A 21,370-nucleotide genomic window follows, 5' to 3' on the forward strand; every position below is an offset into this window, starting at 1 on the left:
ACCCCCTACGCGCTCTTGCTCAGCCGGCGGGCGAGCAGCCAGTTCACCGCGCCGATCACCAGCAGGATCAGGAACATCGACCAGGCGATCGCAGAGGCACGGCCGAGGTGGAGATTCACCCAGCCCTGCTCGTACAGATAGAGCCCGAGCGTCTGGAACTGATGGTCGGCGCCGCCGGTCGCGCCCGCGCCGCCGTTGAACAGCAGGGGCTCGCCGAACAGTTGGGTCGCGCCGATCGTCGAGACCACACAGGTGAACAGGATCGTGTGCCGCAGGGAGGGGACGGTGACATGGATGAACTGCTGCAGGCGCGAGGCCCCGTCGAGCGCGGCCGACTCGTACAGATCGTTCGGGATGGCCTGCATCGCGGCCAGATAGATCAGCGCGTTGTACCCCGTCCAACGCCAGATCACGATCGTGGAGACGGCCAGCTGGGAGGTCCATTCGCCGTTCTGCCAGTCGATGTTGTCGATGCCGGCCAGTCCGAGCGCCCAGTTGATCATTCCGTAGTCGCGTCCGAAGAGGAGGACGAAGACAAGGGTCGCGGCGGCCACGGAGGTGGCGTACGGAGTCAGCGCGGCCACCCGGAAGAACATCGAGCCGCGCAGCCGGTAGTTCAGCAGATGCGCGATGCCCAGCGCGATGAGCAGCTGCGGCACCGTGGAGATCAGGCCGATGGTGACGGTGTTCTTCAGAGCGTTCCAGAAGAACTCGTCCTCAAGCAGGCGGGAGAAGTTGCGCAGCCCCACCCACTCCATGTCGGTGGGCGCGGTCAGCTCCACCCGGTGCAGCGAGGCCCAGCCGGTGTAGAGCAGCGGAAAGAGCCCGAAGGCCAGGAAGAACACGAAGAACGGCGCCACAAAGGCGTACGGACTCCACTTGACGTCCAGCCGGTAGCGGCGGCTGCGCCGGGCCCGGCGGCGATCGTCGGCCGCGCCGTCGGACCGGTCGCGTGGGGCCGCGCCCTCCTCCCCCTGGGAGGGCGCGGCGGCCCGTGCGTCACTTGCCATACCGGTCACTGGTCCAGCGCGTTGTCGATCGCCTTCACGGCCGCGTCCCACCCCTGCTGGGAGGACCGGCCCTTCTGGTCGACCTGGAGCATGCCGATGTCCGCCAGGTTCTGCGCGATGATCAGGTCCTTCGGCCCGATGATCTGGACCGGCACTCCCTCGGCGGCCTTCGAGAAGATCTGTCCGATGGGCGCGCCGGCGAAGTAGGCGTGCTTGGCGCCGGAGACGTCGGGCAGGGAGTACGCGGCCTTGGCGCTCGGGAAGCTGCCGCGCTCGGCGAAGAGCTTCGCCTGCTGCTCGGGCGCGGTCAGCCAGGCCGCGAGCTTTGCCGCCTCGTCCTTGTTCCTGCCCGCATCGGGGACGGTCAGGAAGGAGCCGCCCCAGTTGCTGGGCCTGGGCGCCGCGGCCACGTCCCACTTGTCCTTGCCCGCGGCCCCGCCCTTGTCCTGGATATAGCCGAGCATCCAGGCCGGGCAGGAGACGGTGGCGAACGTGCCGTTCGCGAAGCCCTGGTCCCAGGCCGGGGTGAACTGCTGGAACTTACCGGTCAGACCCTCCGTCGCGAACTGGGCCGCGATGTCCCAGGCTTCCTTCACAGCCGGGTTGGTCTTGTAGACGATCTTGCCGTCCTTGTCGTAGAAGCGGTTCTCGTTGCTGCCGGTTATCGCCGCCATCACTCCGGAGGCGGAGTCGACGAACGCCGTCCCCTTCGGCGCCTTCGCCTTGAACTGCTTGCCCGTGTCGAGGTACTTGTTCCAGTCGCCCGCCCACAGCTTGCCGACCGCCTCCCGGTCTGTGGGCAGCCCGGCCTTGGCGAAGAGGTCCTTGCGGTAGCAGATGCCCTGCGGGCCGATGTCGGTGCCGAGCGCGATCGTCTTGCCGTCCTTGGTGGTGGCCTGCGCCCACTTCCAGGGCAGGAACGCGTCCTTCTGGACCCCCTCGGTCTTGCCCAGGTCGACCAGCTTGCCCGCCTGCGTCGCGGTTATCTCGGCGATGTTGTTGACCTCGACGGCCTGGATGTCGGCGAGACCGCTGCCGCTGCCCAGATGCGTCAGCAGCTGCGGGTAGTAGTTCTCGTTCCGCTCGATCGAGGTCTGCTTGATCTCGATGTTCTTGTTGAGCTTCATGTACTCGTCGTAGAGGCCGGCCTCCTTGAGACCGAAGGCGCCGAAGACCCCTACCGTGAGCGTGGTCTTGCCCTTGCCTCCACCGCCGCCGTTCGACGCACTGCCGGTGGGTTCGTCGCTGTCCTCGGCACAGCCGGCCAGCAGACCGGCGCCGAGCGCGGCGACGACCGCGAGGATTACTGCCCTGCGCATTGCGTCCTCCTTGTGCCCTGACGTGCCGACCCCCCGGCCAACTGGCGTGCAGCGCAGTGCCGTTGATGCTCCGCGGCTCGGGCGGGGAACGTGCGGGTTGTGTATGAGTCAGGTACTGTGGGAGCGCTCCCATATGTGATGTGTTGAAGGGTCGCCGCTCCCTGAGGGGGTGTCAAGGCACCCGGCACGTTATGTTCTCGGACGGGGAAGCCTGGGGAGGCGGACATGGTGTCTCGGACAATCCGTACGCGCAACGGAGGGCGGGGCACGGGCAGACCCACCCTTGAAGAGGTCGCCGCACGCGCCGGAGTCGGACGTGGCACGGTCTCCCGCGTGATCAACGGCTCTCCGCGGGTCAGCGACCGCACCCGCGCCGTCGTCGAGGCCGCCGTCGCCGAACTCGGATACGTACCCAACCGCGCGGCCCGCGCGCTCGCCGCCAACCGCACCGACGCGATCGCCCTCGTCGTCCCGGAGCCCGAGGACCGGTTCTTCGCCGAGCCGTACTTCTCCGACATGGTGCGCGGTGTCGGCGCGGCCCTCGCCGACACCGAGATGCAGCTGCTGCTGACCCTGGCCGGCAGCGACCGCGAGCGCCGCAGGCTCGCGCAGTATCTGGCGGCCCACCGCGTCGACGGCGTCCTGCTGGTCTCCGTGCACGCCGACGACCCGATCCCCGACATGCTGGAAGACCTCTCGATTCCGGCCGTGATCAGCGGCCGCAGGTCGGCCGCCGAGACGCTCGCCGCGGTCGACTCCGACAACTTCGAGGGCGCCCGCAGCGCGGTCGCGCATCTCGCGGCCCGCGGCCGCCGCGCGATAGCGACGATCACCGGACGCCTGGATGTGTACGGCGCCCAGTGCCGCCTGGACGGCTACCGCGCGGCTATCGCGGCGGCGGGCCTGCCTTCCGACGCCCGGCTGACAGCCCCCGCCGACTTCACGGAGGAGGGCGGCCGCCGCGCGATGCGGGAGCTGCTTGAGCGCTGCCCGGAGCTGGACGCGGTCTTCGCGGCCTCCGACGTGATGGCGGCGGGCGCCCGCCAGGTCCTGCGCGAGGCGGGCCGCCGGATCCCGGACGACGTGGCGCTGGTCGGCTTCGACGACTCGGCGGTGGCCCGCCACATGGACCCGGCGCTGACCAGCGTGCGCCAGCCGATCGAGGAGATGGGCCGCACGATGGCCGAGGTGCTGCTTCAGGAAATAGAGGGGCGCACGGGCGAGCGGCCGCAGATCGTGCTCCCGACGGAGCTGGTCGTACGCGAGTCGTCGTAGCCGGATCCGCAGATCCATGGCCCGGCGAAAAAGAATCAAGGGCCCCGGTCCGAAGACCGGGGCCCTTGATCATTCAGGGTGAGTAACGGGACTCGAACCCGCGACATCCTGGACCACAACCAGGTGCTCTACCATCTGAGCTATACCCACCACGACCGGTCTCTTTCCGGACCGGCCGAGAAAAAGTGTACAGGGTCGGGGAGGGTGCTCGCGCCCGGGTTTACACCCCCTTCGCGCGGCGGCTACTGCGCAGGCAGGACGTGCTTCGCCGCGATCGCCTTCGCGGTCTCCGAGTCGGGTCCGGGCTGCGGCACGAAGACCGCCTCGCGGTAGTAGCGCAGCTCAGCGATGGATTCACGGATATCCGCCAGCGCCCGGTGGTTGCCGTTCTTCTCCGGACTGTTGAAGTACGCCCTCGGGTACCAGCGGCGGGCCAGTTCCTTGACCGAGGAGACATCGACGATCCGGTAGTGGAGGTAGTCCTCCAGCGTCGGCATGTCGCGCAGCAGGAAGCCGCGGTCGGTGCCGACCGAGTTTCCGCACAGCGGGGCCCTGCCGGGCTCCTTCACGTGCTGGCGTACGTACGCCAGGACCTGCTCCTCGGCGGCGGCGAGCGTGGTGCCGCCCGCCAGCTCGTCGAGGAGGCCCGAGGCGGTGTGCATCTGCCGCACCACCTCGGGCATCGTTTCCAGCGCCGCGTCCGGCGGGCGGATCACGATGTCCACCCCTTCGCCGAGCACGTTCAGTTCCGAGTCGGTGACCAGTGCGGCCACCTCGATGAGTGCGTCGTCCGTCAACGAGAGCCCGGTCATCTCGCAGTCGATCCACACCATGCGATCGTTCATGCGTCCTACCTTAGGCCGACCGGCGATCGGGGGACGCCGGTCGGCCTAAGGCGCACTGCGCTGGCCGGGCAGGCTCGGACGGCCGTGACCTGTCGCGTACGCCTCGGAAGGAGGTTTTCCCAGCTCCGGCGGAGCGGCCGAGGTGGCCGCGGGTCCCGAGGCTCCCGCCGCCGCGGCGGCCCGTCTGGCCTGGGCCGTGGCCTGTGCCGGAACGACCGCCTCCACCATCGCGGGCGGGGCGGAGTCGTTCTGCGGGCGGCGGACCCGGTAGGCGGCCCGGTACGCGGCCGGGGACGAGCCGAGCTGACGCCGGAAGTGGCCACGCAGCGCCACCGGCGAGCGGAAGCCGCAACGGCCCGCGACCTCGTCGACCGAGTAGTCGGAGGTCTCGAGCAGCCGCTGGGCCTGCAGCACCCGCTGGGTGATCAGCCACTGCAGCGGCGCGCTGCCGGTCAGCGAACGGAATCGCCGGTCGAAGGTGCGCCGGCTCATGTACGCCCGGGCCGCCAGGGTCTCCACATCGAACTGTTCATGGAGATGCTCCAGCGCCCACGAGACGACCTCGGCCAGCGGGTCCGACCCGATTTCCTCTGGTAAAGACCTGTCCAGATAGCGCTCCTGCCCGCCACTGCGGCGCGGCGGCACGACCAGCCTGCGGGCCAGTGCCCCGGCGGCCTCGGTGCCGTGGTCGGTGCGCACGATGTGCAGGCAGAGATCGATTCCGGCCGCTGTCCCCGCGGAGGTGAGCACATCGCCGTCGTCGACGAACAGCTCGCGCGGATCGACATGGACGGACGGATACCGCTTGGCCAGCGTCGGTGCGTACATCCAGTGGGTGGTGGCCGGGCGGCCGTCCAGCAGACCGGCCGCGGCGAGCACGAACGCGCCGGTGCACAGTCCGACGATCCGGGCCCCCTCCTCATGCGCCCGGCGCAGCGCGTCGAGCGCCTCGGGCGGTGGCGGTGAGGTGATCGACCGCCAGGCCGGTACGACGACGGTGCCCGCTCTGCCGATGGCCTCCAGGCCGTACGGTGCGGTCAGTTCGAGCCCGCCGGTGGTCCGCAGCGGGCCTTCCTCGCCACCGCAGACGAGCAGGCGATAGCGGGGAACTCCGGCGTCCTGACGGTCAATTCCGAACACCGAGAGCGGGATGGAACTTTCAAAGATGGGGCCGCCGCTGAACAGCAGCACCGCGACGACCTCCCGGCGCCGGCGCCCGGAGAGCTTCCGTGCTGCCTCCGGTGCGGCGGAGTCCTGACTCATGACGCTAAGCCCCCCTCGGTGTTCGCGTCTCCCCGTTCGTTTCGGGCCTTTCGCTCCTGCACGTTTCCCCTCGGTTTCGCACGAGTCCCGAGCCTTCGATACTCATGATCGAATCTACTGTGTCCCGTGGCGCCGACGTGACAAGTTCGGCATGCCCCGCTATGTCGACAAGGCAACTTGGCGCGAAGCATTCGATCACGAAGCGTTCCACTCGGGGGCTCCGCAGGGAAGTGCGCCTCGCACGCATGGCCCGTCCGCGTAGGGTGCGAGCGCCATGAATGGTCCTTTCTTCCCTGGTGGCAAGGGGGTTGGCAGGCCATTTCGCCAAGGGAAGGCCAGTGGCGCGAAGTTGGCTGAAAACATACGGGTGCGGGTGTGCGAACGCGTCAGTCGCCGGGCGCACTTCCCGCGCCGCGCCGAGAGCCCCGGTGCGCCCCGGGAGTGGTCCGCGTGCGCCGGCCGCGGGGCTGCGGCGACTCGGCGGACGGGGCACGGGGCGCACTGCGTTCGGACTGGCGCAACAGCACCCGGCAGGCGGCCGTCACGGCGGCGAGGCCCAGGGCAGCGGCGGCCGCCCCGCCAACGGACGTCCCGTACACGACCAGCACGACAGGGACGACCACACAGCTGAAGGCCGCCCAGCGCACCACGTCGCTCGCCGAATCGGACGAGGGGCGCGGGGCGGCCTCAACGCGCTGTCCGTGCTGCGGGGCCGGGGAGGGGTCGGGGGCCGGGGCGGACGGGCGTGCGGGCACAAAAGCTCCCTGGAGGCGGCGGAGTGACCGAGGTGCAACGAGGAGCGGAGCCTTCCGGTCACTGGCGTGGACGTCAACGGCCGGATCAACGGCCGGATCAACGGCCGGATCGGCAGCCGGATCAGCGGCTGGATCGGTGGACCGGCCGACGGACGACCGACCGCCGGCCCAGTGGACGGCCGGCGCAGACTGCTGTAGACGCCAAGCGGCATTGCCATCCGGGGCACGCTCGGGCATGCTCCCTGGAACGCCGCGTACGGGCAGCAGCTCTGGGCAGGAGAGGAGTGTCGCCGTACCCTTGGGGTATGGGCCAGGGAAGATGATTCCCGGACACAGCTCCGCCGCGATGCCAACCGACGCACCCTCCCTGAGACGATCCCTCACAAGAGGACCTTCTTCGCCGAGACACCGATGGCCGGTCACGAAATTCCCGAACCCGCGGACCGCAAGCAGGTAGCCGACCCCCTGTCGGACCTGCGAGCGGCAGAAGAAACACGTCATTCCTGCGATCCGGCCTTCCGGCACGGAGTCGTAGTCGGCTTCGACGGCTCGACCTCCAGTGAGCGGGCGCTCGCGTACGCCGTCGGCATGGCCAGAAGGTCGGGTTCCGGCCTGATCATCGTCCACGTCGCCAACCGGCTGCCGACCACCGTCTGGGCGGGCTGCGAACCCCCGGTCTTCGTGGACGTCCCCGATCACCGCACCGAGGTGCTCGGCCTGGAGCTGGCCTGCGCGGACTACCTCACCGAGGTGCCCTGGATCCTGGTCGAACGCGGCGGCGACATCTGCCACGAGCTGGAGGAGGTCGGCCGGGAGTATTCGGCCGACGCGATCGTGGTCGGCTCGACGCACGGCATCGTCGGACGCATCTTCGGCTCGGTTGCCGGGCGGCTCGCGCGGCGCGCGCAGCGCCCGGTCGTAGTGATCCCGTAGCGCGATCCCGTAGCGCGATCCAGTGACGCATCGTGACGTATCGTGACGTGCGGTGGTCGGCTCGTCGCTGATCGTCGTAACTCGGCGTACGCCTTGTCGTGTCCATTCCGTAATCCCGGCTTCAGTCCAGGTGAGGCAGCGTCAACTCCCTTCCTCGGCATGGAAATCTACCCGTCCGTACAGGTGGATTGTGCGCTTGTGAAGGGTACATAGCGGTCGCTGGGAAGCAGCACAACTGCACAGGACACGAAGGGAGCCCGCCGTGGACAACGAAGTCTCTGCGGGAAGCGCTACTCCATCGACACAGACTCTCGGCCACCTCGCACTCGGACTGACCCTGCTGGCGTTCGGCGTGGGCAACACAGGCGTGATCGACAATGTGGCGGCGGCAGACGCGGCCGGTCTTGCGACCTGGGTCGGCGGCGTCGCACTGTTCATCGTCGGGTTGCTCGAATTCCGCGCGGGCAACGCCGGTACGGGCACGGCGTTCTCGGGCCTCGGCGCCTTCTGGTTCACCTGGGGGACCGGGGTCGGCGCCGAAGTCACCGGTGAGGCGGCAGGCCTCTTCATGCTGCTCTGGGCGCTGCTCGCGCTGACCCTGACGGCCGCGTCCGCGGGCAGCGGACTGTTCGGACAGGGCGTGTACGGGCTGCTGTTCGTCTCGCTGCTGCTGCTCGGCATAGCGTCGTTCGCCGAGAACGACGGTCTCGCCAAGGCGGGCGGCTGGATCGGCGCGGTCGCGGGTCTCGCCGCCTGGTACGGCGCGACGGCCGCACTCGCCAAGTGGCCGACCTTCTCCGGACGTGCTGCCGGCCGTGGAGTGACGGCCACCGGCTGAGGCAGCCACAAGCCGGCGTGCTGGGCTGCGCCGGCTGACGAAAGGGCGGTCCCCCCGCGCGTAAAGGTGGCAACGCACGGGGGGACCGCTCCTGTCTGTATCGGCTGTACGGCCCTGTACGGGCCGTACGGGGCCGTACTACTCGACCGTGACGGACTTCGCCAGGTTGCGCGGCTTGTCGATGTCCCGGCCCATGGCCAGCGCCGTGTGGTACGCGAAGAGCTGGAGCGGGATGCCCATCAGAATCGGGTCCAGCTCGTTCTCGTTCTTCGGCACGACGATCGTGTGGTCGGCCTTCTCCTGCTCGCGGTGCGCGACGGCGAGGATCCGGCCGCTGCGGGCCTTGATCTCCTCCAGGGCCGCGCGGTTCTTCTCCAGCAGGTCGTCGTCCGGGACGATCGCGACCGTCGGCAGCGCGGGCTCGATGAGCGCCAGCGGGCCGTGCTTGAGCTCGGAGGCCGGGTAGGCCTCGGCGTGGATGTAGGAGATCTCCTTGAGCTTCAGGGAGGCCTCAAGAGCCACCGGGTATCCGCGCACGCGGCCGATGAACATCATCGACTTGGCGCCCGCGTACTCCTCGGCGAGCTTCTTGATCTCGGCCTCGCCCTCAAGGATCTCGCTGATCTGCGCGGGCAGCTTGCGCAGGCCCTCGATGATCCGCTTGCCGTCGGCGACCGAGAGGTCGCGGATGCGGCCCAGGTGCAGGGCCAGCAGTGCGAAGGCGACGACGGTGTTGGTGAAGCACTTGGTGGAGACGACGCAGACCTCGGGGCCTGCGTGCACGTACACGCCGCCGTCGGCCTCACGGGCGATCGCGGAGCCCACCACGTTGACCACGCCGAGGACGCGGGCGCCCTTGCGCTTGAGCTCCTGCACGGCCGCGAGTACGTCGTACGTCTCACCGGACTGGGAGACGGCGATGTACAGGGTGTCGGGGTCCACGACCGGGTTGCGGTAGCGGAACTCGGAGGCCGGCTCGGCGTCCGCGGGGATCCGGGCGAGGCCCTCGATCAGCGAGGCGCCGATCATGCCCGCGTGGTACGAGGTGCCGCAGCCGAGGATCTTCACACGGCGGATGCCGCGGGCCTCGCGGGCGTCCAGGTTCAGACCGCCCAGGTGCACCGTGGAGAACTTCTCGTCGATGCGGCCGCGCAGGACGCGGTCCACCGCGTCGGGCTGCTCCGAGACCTCCTTGTGCATGTACGTGTCGTGGCCGCCCATGTCGTAGGAGGCGGCTTCCCACTCGACGGTCTCGGGGGTGGCGGTGGTGCGCGTGCCCGAGGTCGTGTAGGTGCGGAAGTCGTCGGCCTTCAGCGTGGCCATCTCGCCGTCGTCGAGGGTGACGACCTGGCGGGTGTGGGAGATCAGCGCGGCGACGTCCGAGGCGACGAACATCTCCTTCTCGCCGATGCCGAGGACGACCGGGGAGCCGTTGCGGGCCACGATGATGCGGTCGCTGAAGTCGGCGTGCATGACGGCGATGCCGTAGGTGCCCTCGACGACCTTGAGCGCCTCGCGGACCTTCTCCTCGAGCTTTTCGGCCTGGGAGCGGGCGATCAGGTGGGTGAGCACCTCGGTGTCGGTCTCGGAGGCGAAGACGACGCCGTCCGCTTCCAGCTTCGCGCGCAGCTCGGCGGCGTTGTCGACGATGCCGTTGTGGACGACCGCGACCTTGTTCTCGGGGTCGAGGTGCGGGTGCGAGTTGATGTCGCTTGGGGCGCCGTGGGTGGCCCAGCGGGTGTGGGCGATGCCGGTGGTGCCGGCGAAGCGCTTGGGGATCCGGGCCTCCAGGTCACGGACCCGGCCCTTGGCCTTGACCATCTTCAGTCCGGCGGCCTTGGGGCTCGTGATCACGATGCCCGCGGAGTCGTAACCCCGGTACTCCAGCCGCTGCAGGCCTTCGAGCAGCAGCGGTGCCACATCACGCTTGCCGATGTATCCGACAATTCCACACATAGAGTTCTTACCCCTCCATAGATCAGGTGTGTGCTCGTCCCCCTGGGCTGTCTGGCCGCCCGGCCGATCGGGCCGGTCGGCCGGTCAGCCGTATACGATGCGGCGCAGCTGGCGGAGCGAGAGCTCCGGCGGCGCCACGGCGCGGTGCGGCAGTTCGGCCGCGATCCGCTCGAAGATCTCCGTGTTCGCCAGGCCACCGGACTGCAGCTCGCGGTGGCGGCGGCGGACGAATTCGTCGGTCTTCTCGTCGAAGTACGCCAGCACGTCGAGCACCACCCGGCCCGCCTCACCGCGCTGGAGCGCGGTGCTGCGCACCAGATGGTCGATGAGGTCGTCGTGTGACGAGGGGCGGCGGTCGAGCACCCGTAGATATTGCGGGGTCACCTGCCGCATTTGCAAGAATCCTGCCCGATTGCGGGCAGGAAGAGCTCACATTCGCTTCAATACGGCCTGTTTCGCGGTGGTGAACTCCTCGGCCGTCAGTATTCCGGCCTCATGCAGTTCGCCCAGCTCGCGCAGTCGGCGCAGCAGCGCGTCGTGATCGCTGCCGCCGGGCGCGGGGACGGCGTCGGCAGGCTCGGCGGGACGGGCGATGGGGGAGGGGGCGTACGGATGGGGCATACGGGCCACCACGGCGGCCCCGACCAGCGCCATCAGCGGGTCCTTGCGGAAGCCCCACAGCTCTACCGCGTGCGGGTCGTACTTGGGCGGAGCCTTCGTCGGGGCCTTGGACACGGCGAAGCGGAGGTAGCCGTTCTCCAGCCCGGCCGACGGCAGCCACTCCACCGACTCCACGTCCTGAACCGCGAGGGTGCGCGCGCCGCCGGATGACTTGGACTCCTCGGTCTTCCAGTTCCACTCCAGCCGGATCCGCTCCCCGTCGAAGGTGGCGGTGCCGTCGCCCGCGCCCACGGTGATCGGCAGGGCGGGGCCGGGCAGCAGATAGCTGTCGACCGGGCCTGTCTCCACCTGTTCCAGCAACAGCGCGTTGCGCACCTCGTCGACGAAGTACTCGGCGACGCCGGTGCGGTCGTTGTCCACGGTCAGCCGGTAGGGGTCGGAGCCGTCCTCCAGCTTGCCGCCGGTGATCTGCAGGAGCGGGTCGGCGCCGTTGCGCAGGCGCAGCCGCAGCCGTCCGGACTTCTTGCCCGGCTCGAAGGAGATCCCGGCGAGCGCCCCCAGCGGTACGGCGATCTCGCCGAGGGTCTTGCGCAGCAGGCTCACGCTCTTGTCGCTGCCGGGCACGATGCGCACCGTGTCCCCGTCGAAGGTCCAGGTGCCGTCCTTCTGGATGATTTCCGCCATGCCGGGATTCTCGCACCGGGGATGGCGTACGTGGGTTCGCCCAGGGGGAGTTGGCGAGGGGCGGCCCAGGGGCGTGGTCTACACCTTGACCGGAGTTGAGGCGCGCGGTACGCATGATGACTGCCGTTCGGTTGCTCAGCACCACAGTTGCGACGCCCGTCGAAGGGACCCAGCCTGTGAGACAGCCCAGAACGTTCCCCCGTCTTTTCGGCTCGCTGCTGCTCGTCGCGGCCGCGGGCATCGCCGGCGTCGGCGCCGGCCAGGCCCCCGCTCCGGCCGCCCCCGAGGCCCGGCCGCTCGGCCAGATCGTCCCCGCGCCCGCTTCCGTGCGCCCGGGCGGGTCCGCGTACACCCTCACGCCATGGACCCGGATCCGGGTCGACGGCGACTCCCGCGAGGCCCGCCGGATCGGCACGTATCTCGCCCAGCTGCTGCGGCCGTCGACCGGCTATGCCCTGCCCGTCACCGACGACCGCGGCCCCGGCGGTATCCGGCTGCGGCTGAGCCCCGGGGACCGCTCCCTGGGCGACGAGGGCTACCGGCTGGAGTCCACGCGCGGCGCGCTCACCCTCACCGCCCGCAAGCCCGCCGGGCTCTTCCACGCCGTGCAGACGCTGCGTCAGCTGCTGCCCGCCTCGGTGGAGAAGGACACCCGGCAGCGCGGCCCGTGGAAGGTCGCGGGCGGCACGATCACCGACAGTCCGCGCTACGGCTACCGGGGCGCGATGCTCGACGTCTCCCGGCACTTCTTCACCGTCGACCAAGTCAAGCTCTATATCGACCAGTTGGCGCTCTACAAGATCAACAAGCTGCATCTGCATCTCTCCGACGACCAGGGCTGGCGGATCGCCATCGACTCCTGGCCGCGGCTGGCGGCGTACGGCGGCTCGACCCAGGTCGGCGGCGGCCCCGGCGGCCACTACACCAAGGCCCAGTACAAGGAGATCCTCGGCTACGCGGCCTCGCGCTATCTGGAGGTCGTCCCCGAGATCGACATGCCGGGGCACACCAACGCCGCCCTCGCCTCGTACGCCGAGCTGAACTGCTCCGGCATCGCACCGCCCCTCTACACCGGGACGGACGTCGGCTTCAGCTCGCTGTGCGTGCCGAAGCCTTTGACGTACGACTTCGTGGACGACGTCATCCGCGAGTTGGCCGCGCTCACCCCCGGCAAGTACCTCCACATCGGTGGCGACGAGGCGCACTCCACCAGCCACGCGGACTATGTGGCGTTCATGGACAAGGTGCAGCCGATCGTCGCCAAGTACGGGAAGACGGTGGTCGGTTGGCACCAGCTGACCGGCGCGACTCCGGCGAAGGGGGCGCTCGCGCAGTACTGGGGTCTGGACAGCACCAGCGCCGCGGAGAAGGCGCAGGTCGCGAAGGCCGCGCAGAACGGCACCGGGTTGATTCTGTCGCCTGCGGACCGGATCTACCTCGACATGAAGTACAACAAGGACACCCCGCTGGGGCTGGCCTGGGCCGGGTACGTGGAGGTGCGGAGGTCCTACGACTGGGACCCGGCGGCGTATCTGCCGGGCGCGCCGGCGTCGGCAGTGGCGGGGGTCGAGGCGCCGCTGTGGTCCGAGACGATCTCGACGAGCGACCACATCGAGTTCATGGCGTTCCCGCGGGTGGTGGGGGTGGCGGAGCTGGGCTGGTCGCCTGCGTCTGCGCATGACTGGGAGTCGTACAAGGTGCGGCTGGGGGCGCAGGGGCCGAGGATGGCGGCGCTCGGGATCGACTTCTACCGCAGCCCGCAGGTGCCCTGGCCTTCGGGCTGAGACGTCCGGGCGCACCGCGCCCTGGGGCTCCGCCCCGGGCCCGTGCCTCAAACGCCGGCGAGGCTGGTTTTCGGGGCTCCGCCCCGGACCCCGCTCCTCAAACGCCGGAGGGGCTGGAAAATCCAGCCCGTCCGGCGATTGAGGACAACGCCCGAAGGGCGTACCGGGCCCGCTGGACCGTGCCGTCCTCGCCGATGACCAGGATGACCCTCGCCCCCTCGGGGCGCGACTGTTATGGCCCTGTTCACATCGCAGTGGCCTTTTCGGCCTCGGTGGCGTCGTCGGCCTCGTCCACCGCGCCGGCCTCGGCCTCCTCGCGGAGGCCGTCCTCGCTCACCCCGCGCTTCCAGTAGCCGACGAATGTGACGCGGCGGCGGTCGAGTTCACGCTCGCGCACCAGATGGCGGCGGAGCGCCTTCACGCTGCCCGACTCGCCCGCGATCCAGGCGTACCCGGTGCCCTCGGGCAACTCGGCAGCGCTGACCGCCTCCAGGGCGGACGGCGGGCCCTCCTCCCGTACCAGCCAGGTGATCCGGGCGTCCGCCGCGGTCCTGAGGTCCTGGCGGTCCCCGGTGTGCTGCACCTCCAGCCAGACCCCGGCCTTCATCCCGGCCGGAAGCCACTCAAGGATCGCCGCGGCGGCCGGCAGGGCCGTCTCGTCGGCCCAGATCAGCACCCAGTCGGTGTCCGCGGGCGGCCGGCAGCGCACGGCGGTGTTGTCGGCGACGGCCGGGCCGAGCACCATCACGCGGTGTCCGGGTGCGGCCCGGCCGGCCCAGCGGCAGGCGGGACCGCCGTCCGCGTGCAGTGCGAAGTCGATGTCCACCTCGCCTGCCTCGCCCGGCAGTTGGCGCTGCTCGCGCACGGTGTACGAGCGCATCACGGCCCGTACGTCGTCGGGCAGCGCCCGCCAGGCGGCGAATATCGCGCTGCCGTCACCGGCGTCGACGGGCACGACCGGCGCGTCCTGGCCCGGGTGCGGCAGGAACAGTGACAGGGACTGGTCGCGGCCCCCGGCGGTGAAGTGCTTCAGGTCCTCGCCCCCGAAGGTGACGCGGACCATGGACGGACCGAGCCGCCTGGTCCGTACAACCTCCAGGTCGAAGAAGCGGAACGGGGCGGCCTCGGCCGTCGTCGTCATGGTCAGGCAACCTTCTTCGCGGTCTCGATGGCCTTGGCCAGGTCCTCGAGGACCGGCGCGCACTTGTCGTAGGAGTAGATCGGCTCGGTGACGCGCGGGATGACCTGTCCGGCCTTGACGGCGGGCAGCTTGCCCCAGGTCGGCTTCTTGGTCAGGGAGTCGGGCTGAAGGGTCCCGGTGCGGTTGTCCAGGATGATGATGTCGGCGCCGTACTTGCCGGCGTTCTCCCAGCTGAGCTCCTCGAAGAAGCCCTGCGCGTTCGGCTTCGGCTCCACGAACTTCACGCCCAGCTCCTGGAAGTACAGGGTGTCGGCGGACGTCTTCGGGACGGAGACGTAGAAGAGTTCCTGGCTGCCGGAGCCGATCAGGACCTTGATGTTCGGCTTGGCCTTGGCGGCCGCGCGCAGCCGGGCCGCGGCCTTCTCGAAGCGGGCCTTGGCGTCGGCGGCCTTCTTGCCCTTGACGTCGCCGCCGAGGGATTCGGCGAGCTCGGCGTGGCGCTCCAGGGCCTTGGCCATCGTGGTCTCGGCGGCCCACAGCAGAACGCTGGGGGCCAGCTTCATGATCTTGTCCTTGGACTGCGGCGGGACGTACCACGGGTCGTTCTTGGCCCACATGTTGGTGATCAGCAGCTCGGGGGCCAGAGCCGCGTACTGCTCGATGTTGAACTCGCCGTAGACATTGCCGACAATCTTGACCTTGCTGATGTCGAGGTCGCCGGCCTGGACGTCGGGCTTGCCGTCCTTGGTCTTGGTCGGGCCGAAGACGCCCTTGACCTCGACGCCGTAGTCATGGAGGGCGGCGGCGGTGCCGGTGAAGGCGACGATGTTCTTCGGGACGGACTTCAGCTCGACGGTCGTACCGCGGTCGTCCTGGAACTTCCAGGGGCCGGACTTCTCGGCGCCCTTGCCCGCGCCGCCCTTGTCGTCTTTCTTGCTGCAGGCGGCCAGTGCGACGCCGAGCCCGAGGGCGCTGCCCGCGGTGAGCAGGCCGCGACGGGTGAGATGGGAAGCTCGGGCGTTGGGCATGATGGTTTCCGCTTTCGTACGTGCCGGGGTCGGCCACTGGGCAAGTTCGAGGGTAGGTTAGCCTAGCCTTATCCCGTGCCCAGGAGATGCCTCCCCCGGCCGTGCGGACGGCGGGCCCGTGCGTCAGGCGGGCAGGCCCAACTCCCGTGCGATCAGCATCCGTTGCACCTCGCTCGTGCCCTCGCCGATTTCCAGGATCTTGGAGTCGCGCCACATCCTGGCCACCGGGTACTCGTTCATAAAGCCGTAGCCGCCGTGGATCTGGGTGGCCTCGCGGGCGTTGTCCACCGCGATCGTCGAGGAGTACAGCTTGGCCAGCGCCGCCTCCTTCTTGAACGGCTCGCCCCGCACCAGCCGGGATGCCGCGTCGCGCCAGCCGACCCGAGCCATATGGGCCCGCATCTCCATGTCGGCGATCTTGAACTGGATGGCCTGGTTGGCGCCGATCGGCCGCCCGAAGGCGTACCGCTCCCGCGCGTACTTCACGGACTCGTCCACACAGCCCTGAGCGAGGCCCGTGGCGAGCGCGGAGATGGCGATCCGGCCCTCGTCGAGGATGCGCAGGAACTGGGCGTAGCCGCGGCCCTCTTCGCCGAGCAGATTGGCGAGCGGCACCCGGACGTCGTCGAAGGACAGCTCCCGCGTGTCCGAGGCGTTCCACCCGACCTTGGAGTACGGGGCCGCGACCGTGAAGCCCGGGGTGCCGGACGGAACGATGATCGAGGAGATCTGCGGCTTCCCCCCGTCGGTGCGGCCGGTGACCGCGGTGACCGTGACCAGGCCCGTGATGTCCGTACCGGAATTGGTGATGAAGCACTTGGAGCCGTTGATGACCCACTCGTCGCCGTCCCGTACGGCCGTGGTGCGGGTGCCACCGGCGTCCGAGCCCGCGCCCGGCTCGGTCAGGCCGAACGCGCCGAGGATCTCGCCGGAGCACAGGCGGGGGAGCCACTGGCGCTTCTGCTCCTCGGTACCGAACAGATGCAGGGGCATCGCGCCGAGCGAGACGCCCGCTTCGAGGGTGATCGCGACGGACGAGTCGACGCGGGCCAGCTCCTCCAGGGCGATGCCGAGGGCGAGATAGTCGCCGCCCATGCCGCCGTACTCCTCGGGGAAGGGCAGTCCGAACAGGCCCATGCGGCCCATCTCGCGGACGATTTCGTACGGGAACTCATGGCGCTCGTAGAAGTCGCCGATCTTGGGCGCCACGACATCGTGCGCGAACGCCTCGACGGTACGGCGGAGTTCCTCGTGTTCGGCGGAAAGCCGGTGGTCGAGCGACATTGCTACGACTCCTTGTGGGAGAGGGCGCGAACGGTGCGGGAGGGGCTCGGTCGCCCCAGTTGTCCGGCCAGCCAGACGCTGGTGGCGGTGAGCCGGCCGAGGTCGACCCCGGTTTCGATGCCGAGGCCGTTGAGCATCCACACGAGGTCCTCGGTGGCGAGATTTCCGGTCGCGCTCTTCGCGTACGGGCAGCCGCCGAGGCCGCCCGCGGAGGCGTCCACGGTGGTCACACCGTGCTGCAGCGCGGCGAGGGTGTTGGAGAGGGCCTGCCCGTACGTGTCGTGGAAGTGCACGCCGATCGCGGAGGTGGGCACGCCCTCCTCGTTGAGCTCGGCGAGCAGGCTCTGCACATGGCCGGGCGTGGCCACGCCGATGGTGTCGCCCAGGCTCAGCTCGTCGCAGCCGAGGTCCATGAGCCGCTTGACGACCCGGACGACCTGGTGGACGGGGACGGGCCCCTCCCACGGGTCGCCGAAGCACATCGAGAGATAGCCGCGCACATGGATCTTGTCGGCGCGGGCCTTGGCGACGACCGGCTCGAACATGGCGAGCGACTCGTCGATCGTGCGGTTGAGGTTGCGCTTCGCGAAGGTCTCGGTCGCGCTTCCGAACACGGCGATACGGCGCGCGCCGAGTGCCATGGCGCGGTCAAGTCCGCGGGCGTTCGGCACGAGGACGGGCAGGCCGACGCCCCTGATGTCGCCAAGCAGGGGGAACAGCTGCTCGGCGTCGGCCAGTTGGGGCACCCAGTCGGGGTGCACAAAACTGGTCGCCTCGACGGTGGTCAGTCCGGCGTCGGCCAGCCGGTGGATGAACTCCGCCTTGATCTCGGTCGGTACGACCGCCTTCTCATTCTGCAAACCGTCGCGCGGGCCCACTTCGTGGATGCGCACCCGGGGCGGCAGGTCCTGCGACGGGAACTCCATCGGCAGTCGGCCGGTCATCGCTCGTCCTCCTCGTGCGGGGTGACCACGGCCAGCACCTGGTCCATGGCGACGGTGGAGCCCGCGGTCACATCGAGCTCGGTGACGGTGCCGGCGTGCGGGGCGGAGATGACGTGCTCCATCTTCATCGCCTCGACGACCAGCAGACTCTGGCCGGCGGCGACTTCGTCCCCGACAGCGACCTTGACGACCGTGACCGTCCCGGGCATGGGGGCGGCCAGCGTGTCGGCCCCGGCGTGCGCGGCGCCGGTGAGGGAGGCGGCGACGGGGTCGTGGTCCTGGACGTGCCAGGAGTCACCGTCCCGGCCGAGCCAGGCGCCGGCCCGCCAGAAGGTGTGGACCACGCCGTCGAGGGTGACCGAGACCCGGTCGGCCTCGACACGGTGGCTGCTGCGGTCCCGTACCTCATAGGACACCGGGTCGAGTCCCGGCACGCGGAACCAGTGGGTCACAGGGGCGGGCCGGCCGCCCATGCGCCAGCCACTCGGCACGGAGAAGGGGTCGGTCCAGCCCGCGACCCGCTGCGGAGTCAGCTCGGCGAGCCGGACCGCGGCCGCGGCTTCGTACACCTCGTCCGGGATACCGGACGGCACGAGTCCGTCCGCCTCGCGCTCCACCAGGCCCGTGTCCAGGTCGCCCGAGACGACCAACGGGTGGGCCAGCAGGCGGCGCAGGAAGCCCGCGTTCGTCGGGACGCCGAGGGTGACCGTGTCGGCGAGGGCCGCGCGCAGGCGGCGCAGGGCCGTCGCGCGGTCCGGGCCGTGGGCGATGACCTTCGACAGCATCGGGTCGTACAGGCTGCTGACCTCCGTGCCCTCGCTGAGGCCGGAGTCGGTGCGCACGCCGTCGCCCTGCGGTTCGCGCAGGGCGAGCACCGTGCCGCCCGAGGGCAGGAAGCCGCGGGCAGGGTCCTCCGCGCAGATACGGGCCTCGATCGCATGGCCGGTGAGTGTGATGTCCCGCTGGGCGAAGGGCAGTTGCTCGCCCGCCGCGACCCGCAGCTGCCACTCCACCAGGTCCGGGCCGCCCCTTCCCGTGATCGACACAGCCAGCTCCGTCACCGGATGCTCGACCTGGAGTCGGGTGTTCATCTCCATGAAGAAGTACGAGGAGGGGTCGTTGCCCGGGACGATGAACTCCACCGTGCCCGCGCCCCGGTAGCCGCACGAACGCGCCGCCTGCACGGCCGCCTCGCCCATCGCGGCACGGGTTTCCGGGTCGAGCAGGACGCTCGGCGCCTCCTCGATGATCTTCTGGTGGCGGCGCTGGAGCGAGCACTCGCGCTCGCCGAGGTGGACCACATTGCCGTGGCCGTCGGCCAGCACCTGGATCTCGATGTGCCGGGGGCGGTCGATCCACCGCTCCACAAGGAGGGTGTCGTCGCCGAACGAGGCACGCGCCTCTCTGCGGGCCGCCGCGATCTCCTCCAGGAGCACCGACTCGACCCGGGTCAGGCGCATGCCCTTGCCGCCGCCGCCCGCCGAGGGCTTCAGCAGCACCGGCATGCCGATCTCCCGGGCAGCGGCGGCCAGTTGGTCGTCCGTCAGGCCGGAGCCGGACGAGCCAGGCACCACCGGGACGCCCGCCGCCTGCACGGTCTCCTTCGCGCGGATCTTGTCGCCCATCAGCGAGATCGCCGAGGCGGGCGGCCCGATGAAGACCAGGCCCGCGTCGGCGCAGGCCTGCGCGAAGCCCGCGTTCTCCGCGAGGAAGCCGTAGCCGGGGTGGACGGCCTCGGCGCCGGTACGGGCCGCGGCCTCCAGCAGGCGCTCCACGCAGAGGTAGCTCTCGGCCGCGGGTGCGGGGCCGATACGGACCGCGGTGTCCGCCTCCCGTACATGCCTCGCGTCCGCGTCCGCGTCGCTGAAGACGGCGACCGAGCGGACGCCCAGGGCGCGCAGCGTACGAATGACCCGGACCGCGATCTCGCCCCGGTTGGCGACAAGAACTGTGCTGAACATCGTCATGGTCCGTCTCACATCCGGAAGACGCCGAAGGCGGGGTCGGTCAGCGGGGCATTGGCGCAGGCCGTGAGCGCGAGGCCCAGCACCTGCCGGGTCTCCAGGGGGTCGATCACGCCGTCGTCCCACAGCCTGGCCGTCGCGTAATAAGCATTGCCCTGTTGCTCGTACTGCGCTCGGATCGGCTCCTTGAAGGCCTCTTCCTCGGCGGCCGGCCACTGCTCGCCGCGGCCCTCCAGCTGGTCCCGCTTCACCGTGGCCAGCACCGACGCCGCCTGCTCGCCGCCCATCACGGAGATCTTGGCGTTGGGCCACATCCACAGGAAGCGAGGGGAGTACGCCCGGCCGCACATCGAGTAGTTCCCCGCGCCGTACGAGCCGCCGACGACGACCGTCAGCTTCGGCACGCGGGTGCAGGCCACCGCCGTGACCATCTTCGCGCCGTGCTTGGCGATGCCGCCCGCCTCGTAGTCCCGGCCCACCATGAAGCCCGAGATGTTCTGCAGGAAGAGCAGGGGGATGCCGCGCTGGTCGCACAGCTCGATGAAGTGCGCGCCCTTCTGGGCGGACTCGGAGAACAGGATGCCGTTGTTGGCGACGATGCCGACCGGGTGGCCGTGGATCCGGGCGAAGCCGGTGATCAGCGTCGTGCCGAACTCCGACTTGAACTCCGCGAACCGGGAGGCGTCCACGATCCGGGCGATCACTTCGCGTACGTCATAGGGGGTGCGGGAGTCCACCGGCACCGCGCCGTACAGCCCGGCGGGGTCCACCTTCGGCTCCTCTGCCGGTTGGACCGACCAGGGGAGCGGGCCGCGCTCGGGGAGCGTCGCCACGATGTTCCGTACGATCCGCAGCGCGTGCGCGTCGTCCTCGGCGAGATGGTCGGTGACGCCGGAGATCCGGGAGTGGACCTCGCCGCCGCCCAGCTCCTCCGCCGTGACGACCTCGCCGGTCGCGGCCTTCACCAGCGGCGGTCCGCCGAGGAAGATCGTGCCCTGGTTGCGCACGATCACGGCCTCGTCACTCATCGCCGGGACGTATGCCCCGCCGGCCGTGCAGGAGCCGAGGACCGCAGCGATCTGCGGGATGCCGGCGCCGGACATCCGGGCCTGGTTGTAGAAGATCCGCCCGAAGTGCTCGCGGTCGGGGAAGACCTCGTCCTGCATGGGGAGGAAGGCGCCGCCGGAGTCGACGAGATACACGCAGGGCAGGCGGTTCTCCAGCGCCACCTCCTGGGCGCGCAGGTGCTTCTTGACCGTCATCGGGTAGTACGTGCCGCCCTTGACGGTGGCGTCATTGGCGACGACGACCACCTCGCGGCCGCTGACCCGGCCGATCCCGGCGATCACTCCGGCGGCCGGGGCCTGGCCGTCGTACATCCCCTCCGCGGCAAGCGGGGCGAGCTCCAGGAAGGGCGAGCCCGGGTCGAGGAGGGTGTCCACGCGGTCGCGCGGCAGCAGCTTCCCGCGGGCGGTGTGGCGGGCCCGGGCCTTTTCGCCGCCGCCGAGGCGGGCCTCGGCCAGCTTGGCGCGCAGGGCGTCGGCCAGCTCCTGGTGCGCCGCCTCGTTGGCCTGCCAGGCCGGTGAGGCGGGGTCCGCCGCGCTCGCCAGCACGGGTGCCTGCTCCATCGTCGTGCGCCCCCTTGCCGTACGCCTTCGTACGAGAAAAAGTTAATGAGCGTTAACGCGTTTCCTTCAGGTTAACGACCGCTAACAGCGTTGTCTAG

Annotated in this window: 19 protein-coding genes and 1 tRNA gene; 5 read left to right on the forward strand and 15 right to left on the reverse strand. The window is 70.0% G+C overall.

Annotation, left to right across the window (positions count from 1 at the left end):
• Nucleotides 1–5: 5 nt before the first annotated feature.
• Nucleotides 6–1,010 (reverse strand): carbohydrate ABC transporter permease, encoded by a 1,005-nt coding sequence (locus ACH492_RS25180; protein WP_398989938.1) that lies wholly within the window; start codon nucleotides 1,008–1,010, stop codon nucleotides 6–8.
• A gap of 5 nt (nucleotides 1,011–1,015) precedes the next feature.
• A complete protein-coding gene (locus ACH492_RS25185; protein WP_398989939.1) occupies nucleotides 1,016–2,329 on the reverse strand; it encodes an ABC transporter substrate-binding protein in 1,314 nt (437 codons plus the stop codon).
• Nucleotides 2,330–2,554: 225 nt separating this feature from the next.
• On the opposite strand from ACH492_RS25185, the gene ACH492_RS25190 reads away from it, so the two are divergent.
• Complete coding sequence (locus ACH492_RS25190) at nucleotides 2,555–3,604, forward strand: LacI family DNA-binding transcriptional regulator (RefSeq protein WP_398989940.1); 1,050 nt, start codon at nucleotides 2,555–2,557, stop codon at nucleotides 3,602–3,604.
• 77 nt (nucleotides 3,605–3,681) lie between these two features.
• Here the strand turns inward: ACH492_RS25190 and ACH492_RS25195 are convergent.
• The 4 genes from ACH492_RS25195 to ACH492_RS25210 form a co-directional block, all read right to left on the reverse strand.
• Nucleotides 3,682–3,754: transfer RNA gene (locus ACH492_RS25195), tRNA-His, on the reverse strand.
• Between the two features lie 92 nt (nucleotides 3,755–3,846).
• Complete coding sequence (orn, locus tag ACH492_RS25200; protein WP_389185216.1) at nucleotides 3,847–4,449, reverse strand: oligoribonuclease; 603 nt, start codon at nucleotides 4,447–4,449, stop codon at nucleotides 3,847–3,849.
• Nucleotides 4,450–4,494: 45 nt separating this feature from the next.
• Nucleotides 4,495–5,712 (reverse strand): GlxA family transcriptional regulator, encoded by a 1,218-nt coding sequence (locus ACH492_RS25205; RefSeq protein WP_398989941.1) that lies wholly within the window; start codon nucleotides 5,710–5,712, stop codon nucleotides 4,495–4,497.
• A gap of 386 nt (nucleotides 5,713–6,098) precedes the next feature.
• A complete protein-coding gene (locus ACH492_RS25210) occupies nucleotides 6,099–6,467 on the reverse strand; it encodes a hypothetical protein (RefSeq protein ID WP_398989942.1) in 369 nt (122 codons plus the stop codon).
• 66 nt (nucleotides 6,468–6,533) lie between these two features.
• On the opposite strand from ACH492_RS25210, the gene ACH492_RS25215 reads away from it, so the two are divergent.
• From ACH492_RS25215 to ACH492_RS25225, 3 genes are all read left to right on the forward strand, one after another.
• A complete protein-coding gene (locus tag ACH492_RS25215; RefSeq protein ID WP_398989943.1) occupies nucleotides 6,534–6,665 on the forward strand; it encodes a hypothetical protein in 132 nt (43 codons plus the stop codon).
• A 213-nt stretch (nucleotides 6,666–6,878) separates the two neighbouring features.
• Entirely contained in the window at nucleotides 6,879–7,400 is a 522-nt protein-coding gene (locus ACH492_RS25220) for a universal stress protein (protein ID WP_398989944.1), read from the forward strand.
• 262 nt (nucleotides 7,401–7,662) lie between these two features.
• Nucleotides 7,663–8,238: an acetate uptake transporter gene (locus ACH492_RS25225; RefSeq protein ID WP_398989945.1), complete on the forward strand. Its 576-nt coding sequence runs from the start codon at nucleotides 7,663–7,665 to the stop codon at nucleotides 8,236–8,238.
• A 138-nt stretch (nucleotides 8,239–8,376) separates the two neighbouring features.
• Here the strand turns inward: ACH492_RS25225 and glmS are convergent, their stop codons facing one another.
• The 3 genes from glmS to ACH492_RS25240 form a co-directional block, all read right to left on the reverse strand.
• Entirely contained in the window at nucleotides 8,377–10,194 is a 1,818-nt protein-coding gene (gene glmS, locus ACH492_RS25230) for a glutamine--fructose-6-phosphate transaminase (isomerizing) (protein ID WP_398989946.1), read from the reverse strand.
• Between the two features lie 84 nt (nucleotides 10,195–10,278).
• Nucleotides 10,279–10,557 carry a hypothetical protein gene (locus ACH492_RS25235; protein ID WP_356220337.1) on the reverse strand — a complete coding sequence of 93 codons (279 nt, stop codon included), beginning with the start codon at nucleotides 10,555–10,557 and terminating at the stop codon, nucleotides 10,279–10,281.
• Nucleotides 10,558–10,623: 66 nt separating this feature from the next.
• Nucleotides 10,624–11,499 (reverse strand): DUF4429 domain-containing protein, encoded by an 876-nt coding sequence (locus tag ACH492_RS25240; protein ID WP_398989947.1) that lies wholly within the window; start codon nucleotides 11,497–11,499, stop codon nucleotides 10,624–10,626.
• 116 nt (nucleotides 11,500–11,615) lie between these two features.
• On the opposite strand from ACH492_RS25240, the gene ACH492_RS25245 reads away from it, so the two are divergent.
• Nucleotides 11,616–13,283, forward strand: a complete 1,668-nt coding sequence (locus tag ACH492_RS25245) for a beta-N-acetylhexosaminidase (RefSeq protein WP_398990038.1) — start codon at nucleotides 11,616–11,618, stop codon at nucleotides 13,281–13,283.
• 244 nt (nucleotides 13,284–13,527) lie between these two features.
• Here ACH492_RS25245 and ACH492_RS25250 read toward each other — a convergent pair whose 3' ends face one another.
• The 6 genes from ACH492_RS25250 to ACH492_RS25275 form a co-directional block, all read right to left on the reverse strand.
• Nucleotides 13,528–14,424 carry a siderophore-interacting protein gene (locus tag ACH492_RS25250; RefSeq protein ID WP_398989948.1) on the reverse strand — a complete coding sequence of 299 codons (897 nt, stop codon included), beginning with the start codon at nucleotides 14,422–14,424 and terminating at the stop codon, nucleotides 13,528–13,530.
• Between the two features lie 2 nt (nucleotides 14,425–14,426).
• Nucleotides 14,427–15,452, reverse strand: coding sequence for an ABC transporter substrate-binding protein (locus ACH492_RS25255; protein ID WP_398989949.1), 1,026 nt, complete (start codon nucleotides 15,450–15,452; stop codon nucleotides 14,427–14,429).
• Nucleotides 15,453–15,575: 123 nt separating this feature from the next.
• A complete protein-coding gene (locus tag ACH492_RS25260; protein ID WP_398989951.1) occupies nucleotides 15,576–16,736 on the reverse strand; it encodes an acyl-CoA dehydrogenase family protein in 1,161 nt (386 codons plus the stop codon).
• 2 nt (nucleotides 16,737–16,738) lie between these two features.
• Complete coding sequence (locus ACH492_RS25265) at nucleotides 16,739–17,680, reverse strand: hydroxymethylglutaryl-CoA lyase (protein WP_398989952.1); 942 nt, start codon at nucleotides 17,678–17,680, stop codon at nucleotides 16,739–16,741.
• On the reverse strand, nucleotides 17,677–19,641 hold the full coding sequence (locus ACH492_RS25270) for an acetyl/propionyl/methylcrotonyl-CoA carboxylase subunit alpha (protein ID WP_398989953.1): 1,965 nt from the start codon (nucleotides 19,639–19,641) through the stop codon (nucleotides 17,677–17,679). The genes ACH492_RS25265 and ACH492_RS25270 overlap by 4 nt, the downstream gene beginning before the upstream one ends.
• 14 nt (nucleotides 19,642–19,655) lie before the next feature.
• Nucleotides 19,656–21,272, reverse strand: coding sequence for a carboxyl transferase domain-containing protein (locus ACH492_RS25275; RefSeq protein ID WP_398989954.1), 1,617 nt, complete (start codon nucleotides 21,270–21,272; stop codon nucleotides 19,656–19,658).
• Between the last annotated feature and the right edge of the window lie 98 nt (nucleotides 21,273–21,370).

This window comes from Streptomyces sp. NPDC019443, from assembly GCF_044389785.1.
In the GTDB taxonomy this organism is placed as follows: Bacteria; Actinomycetota; Actinomycetes; order Streptomycetales; family Streptomycetaceae; genus Streptomyces.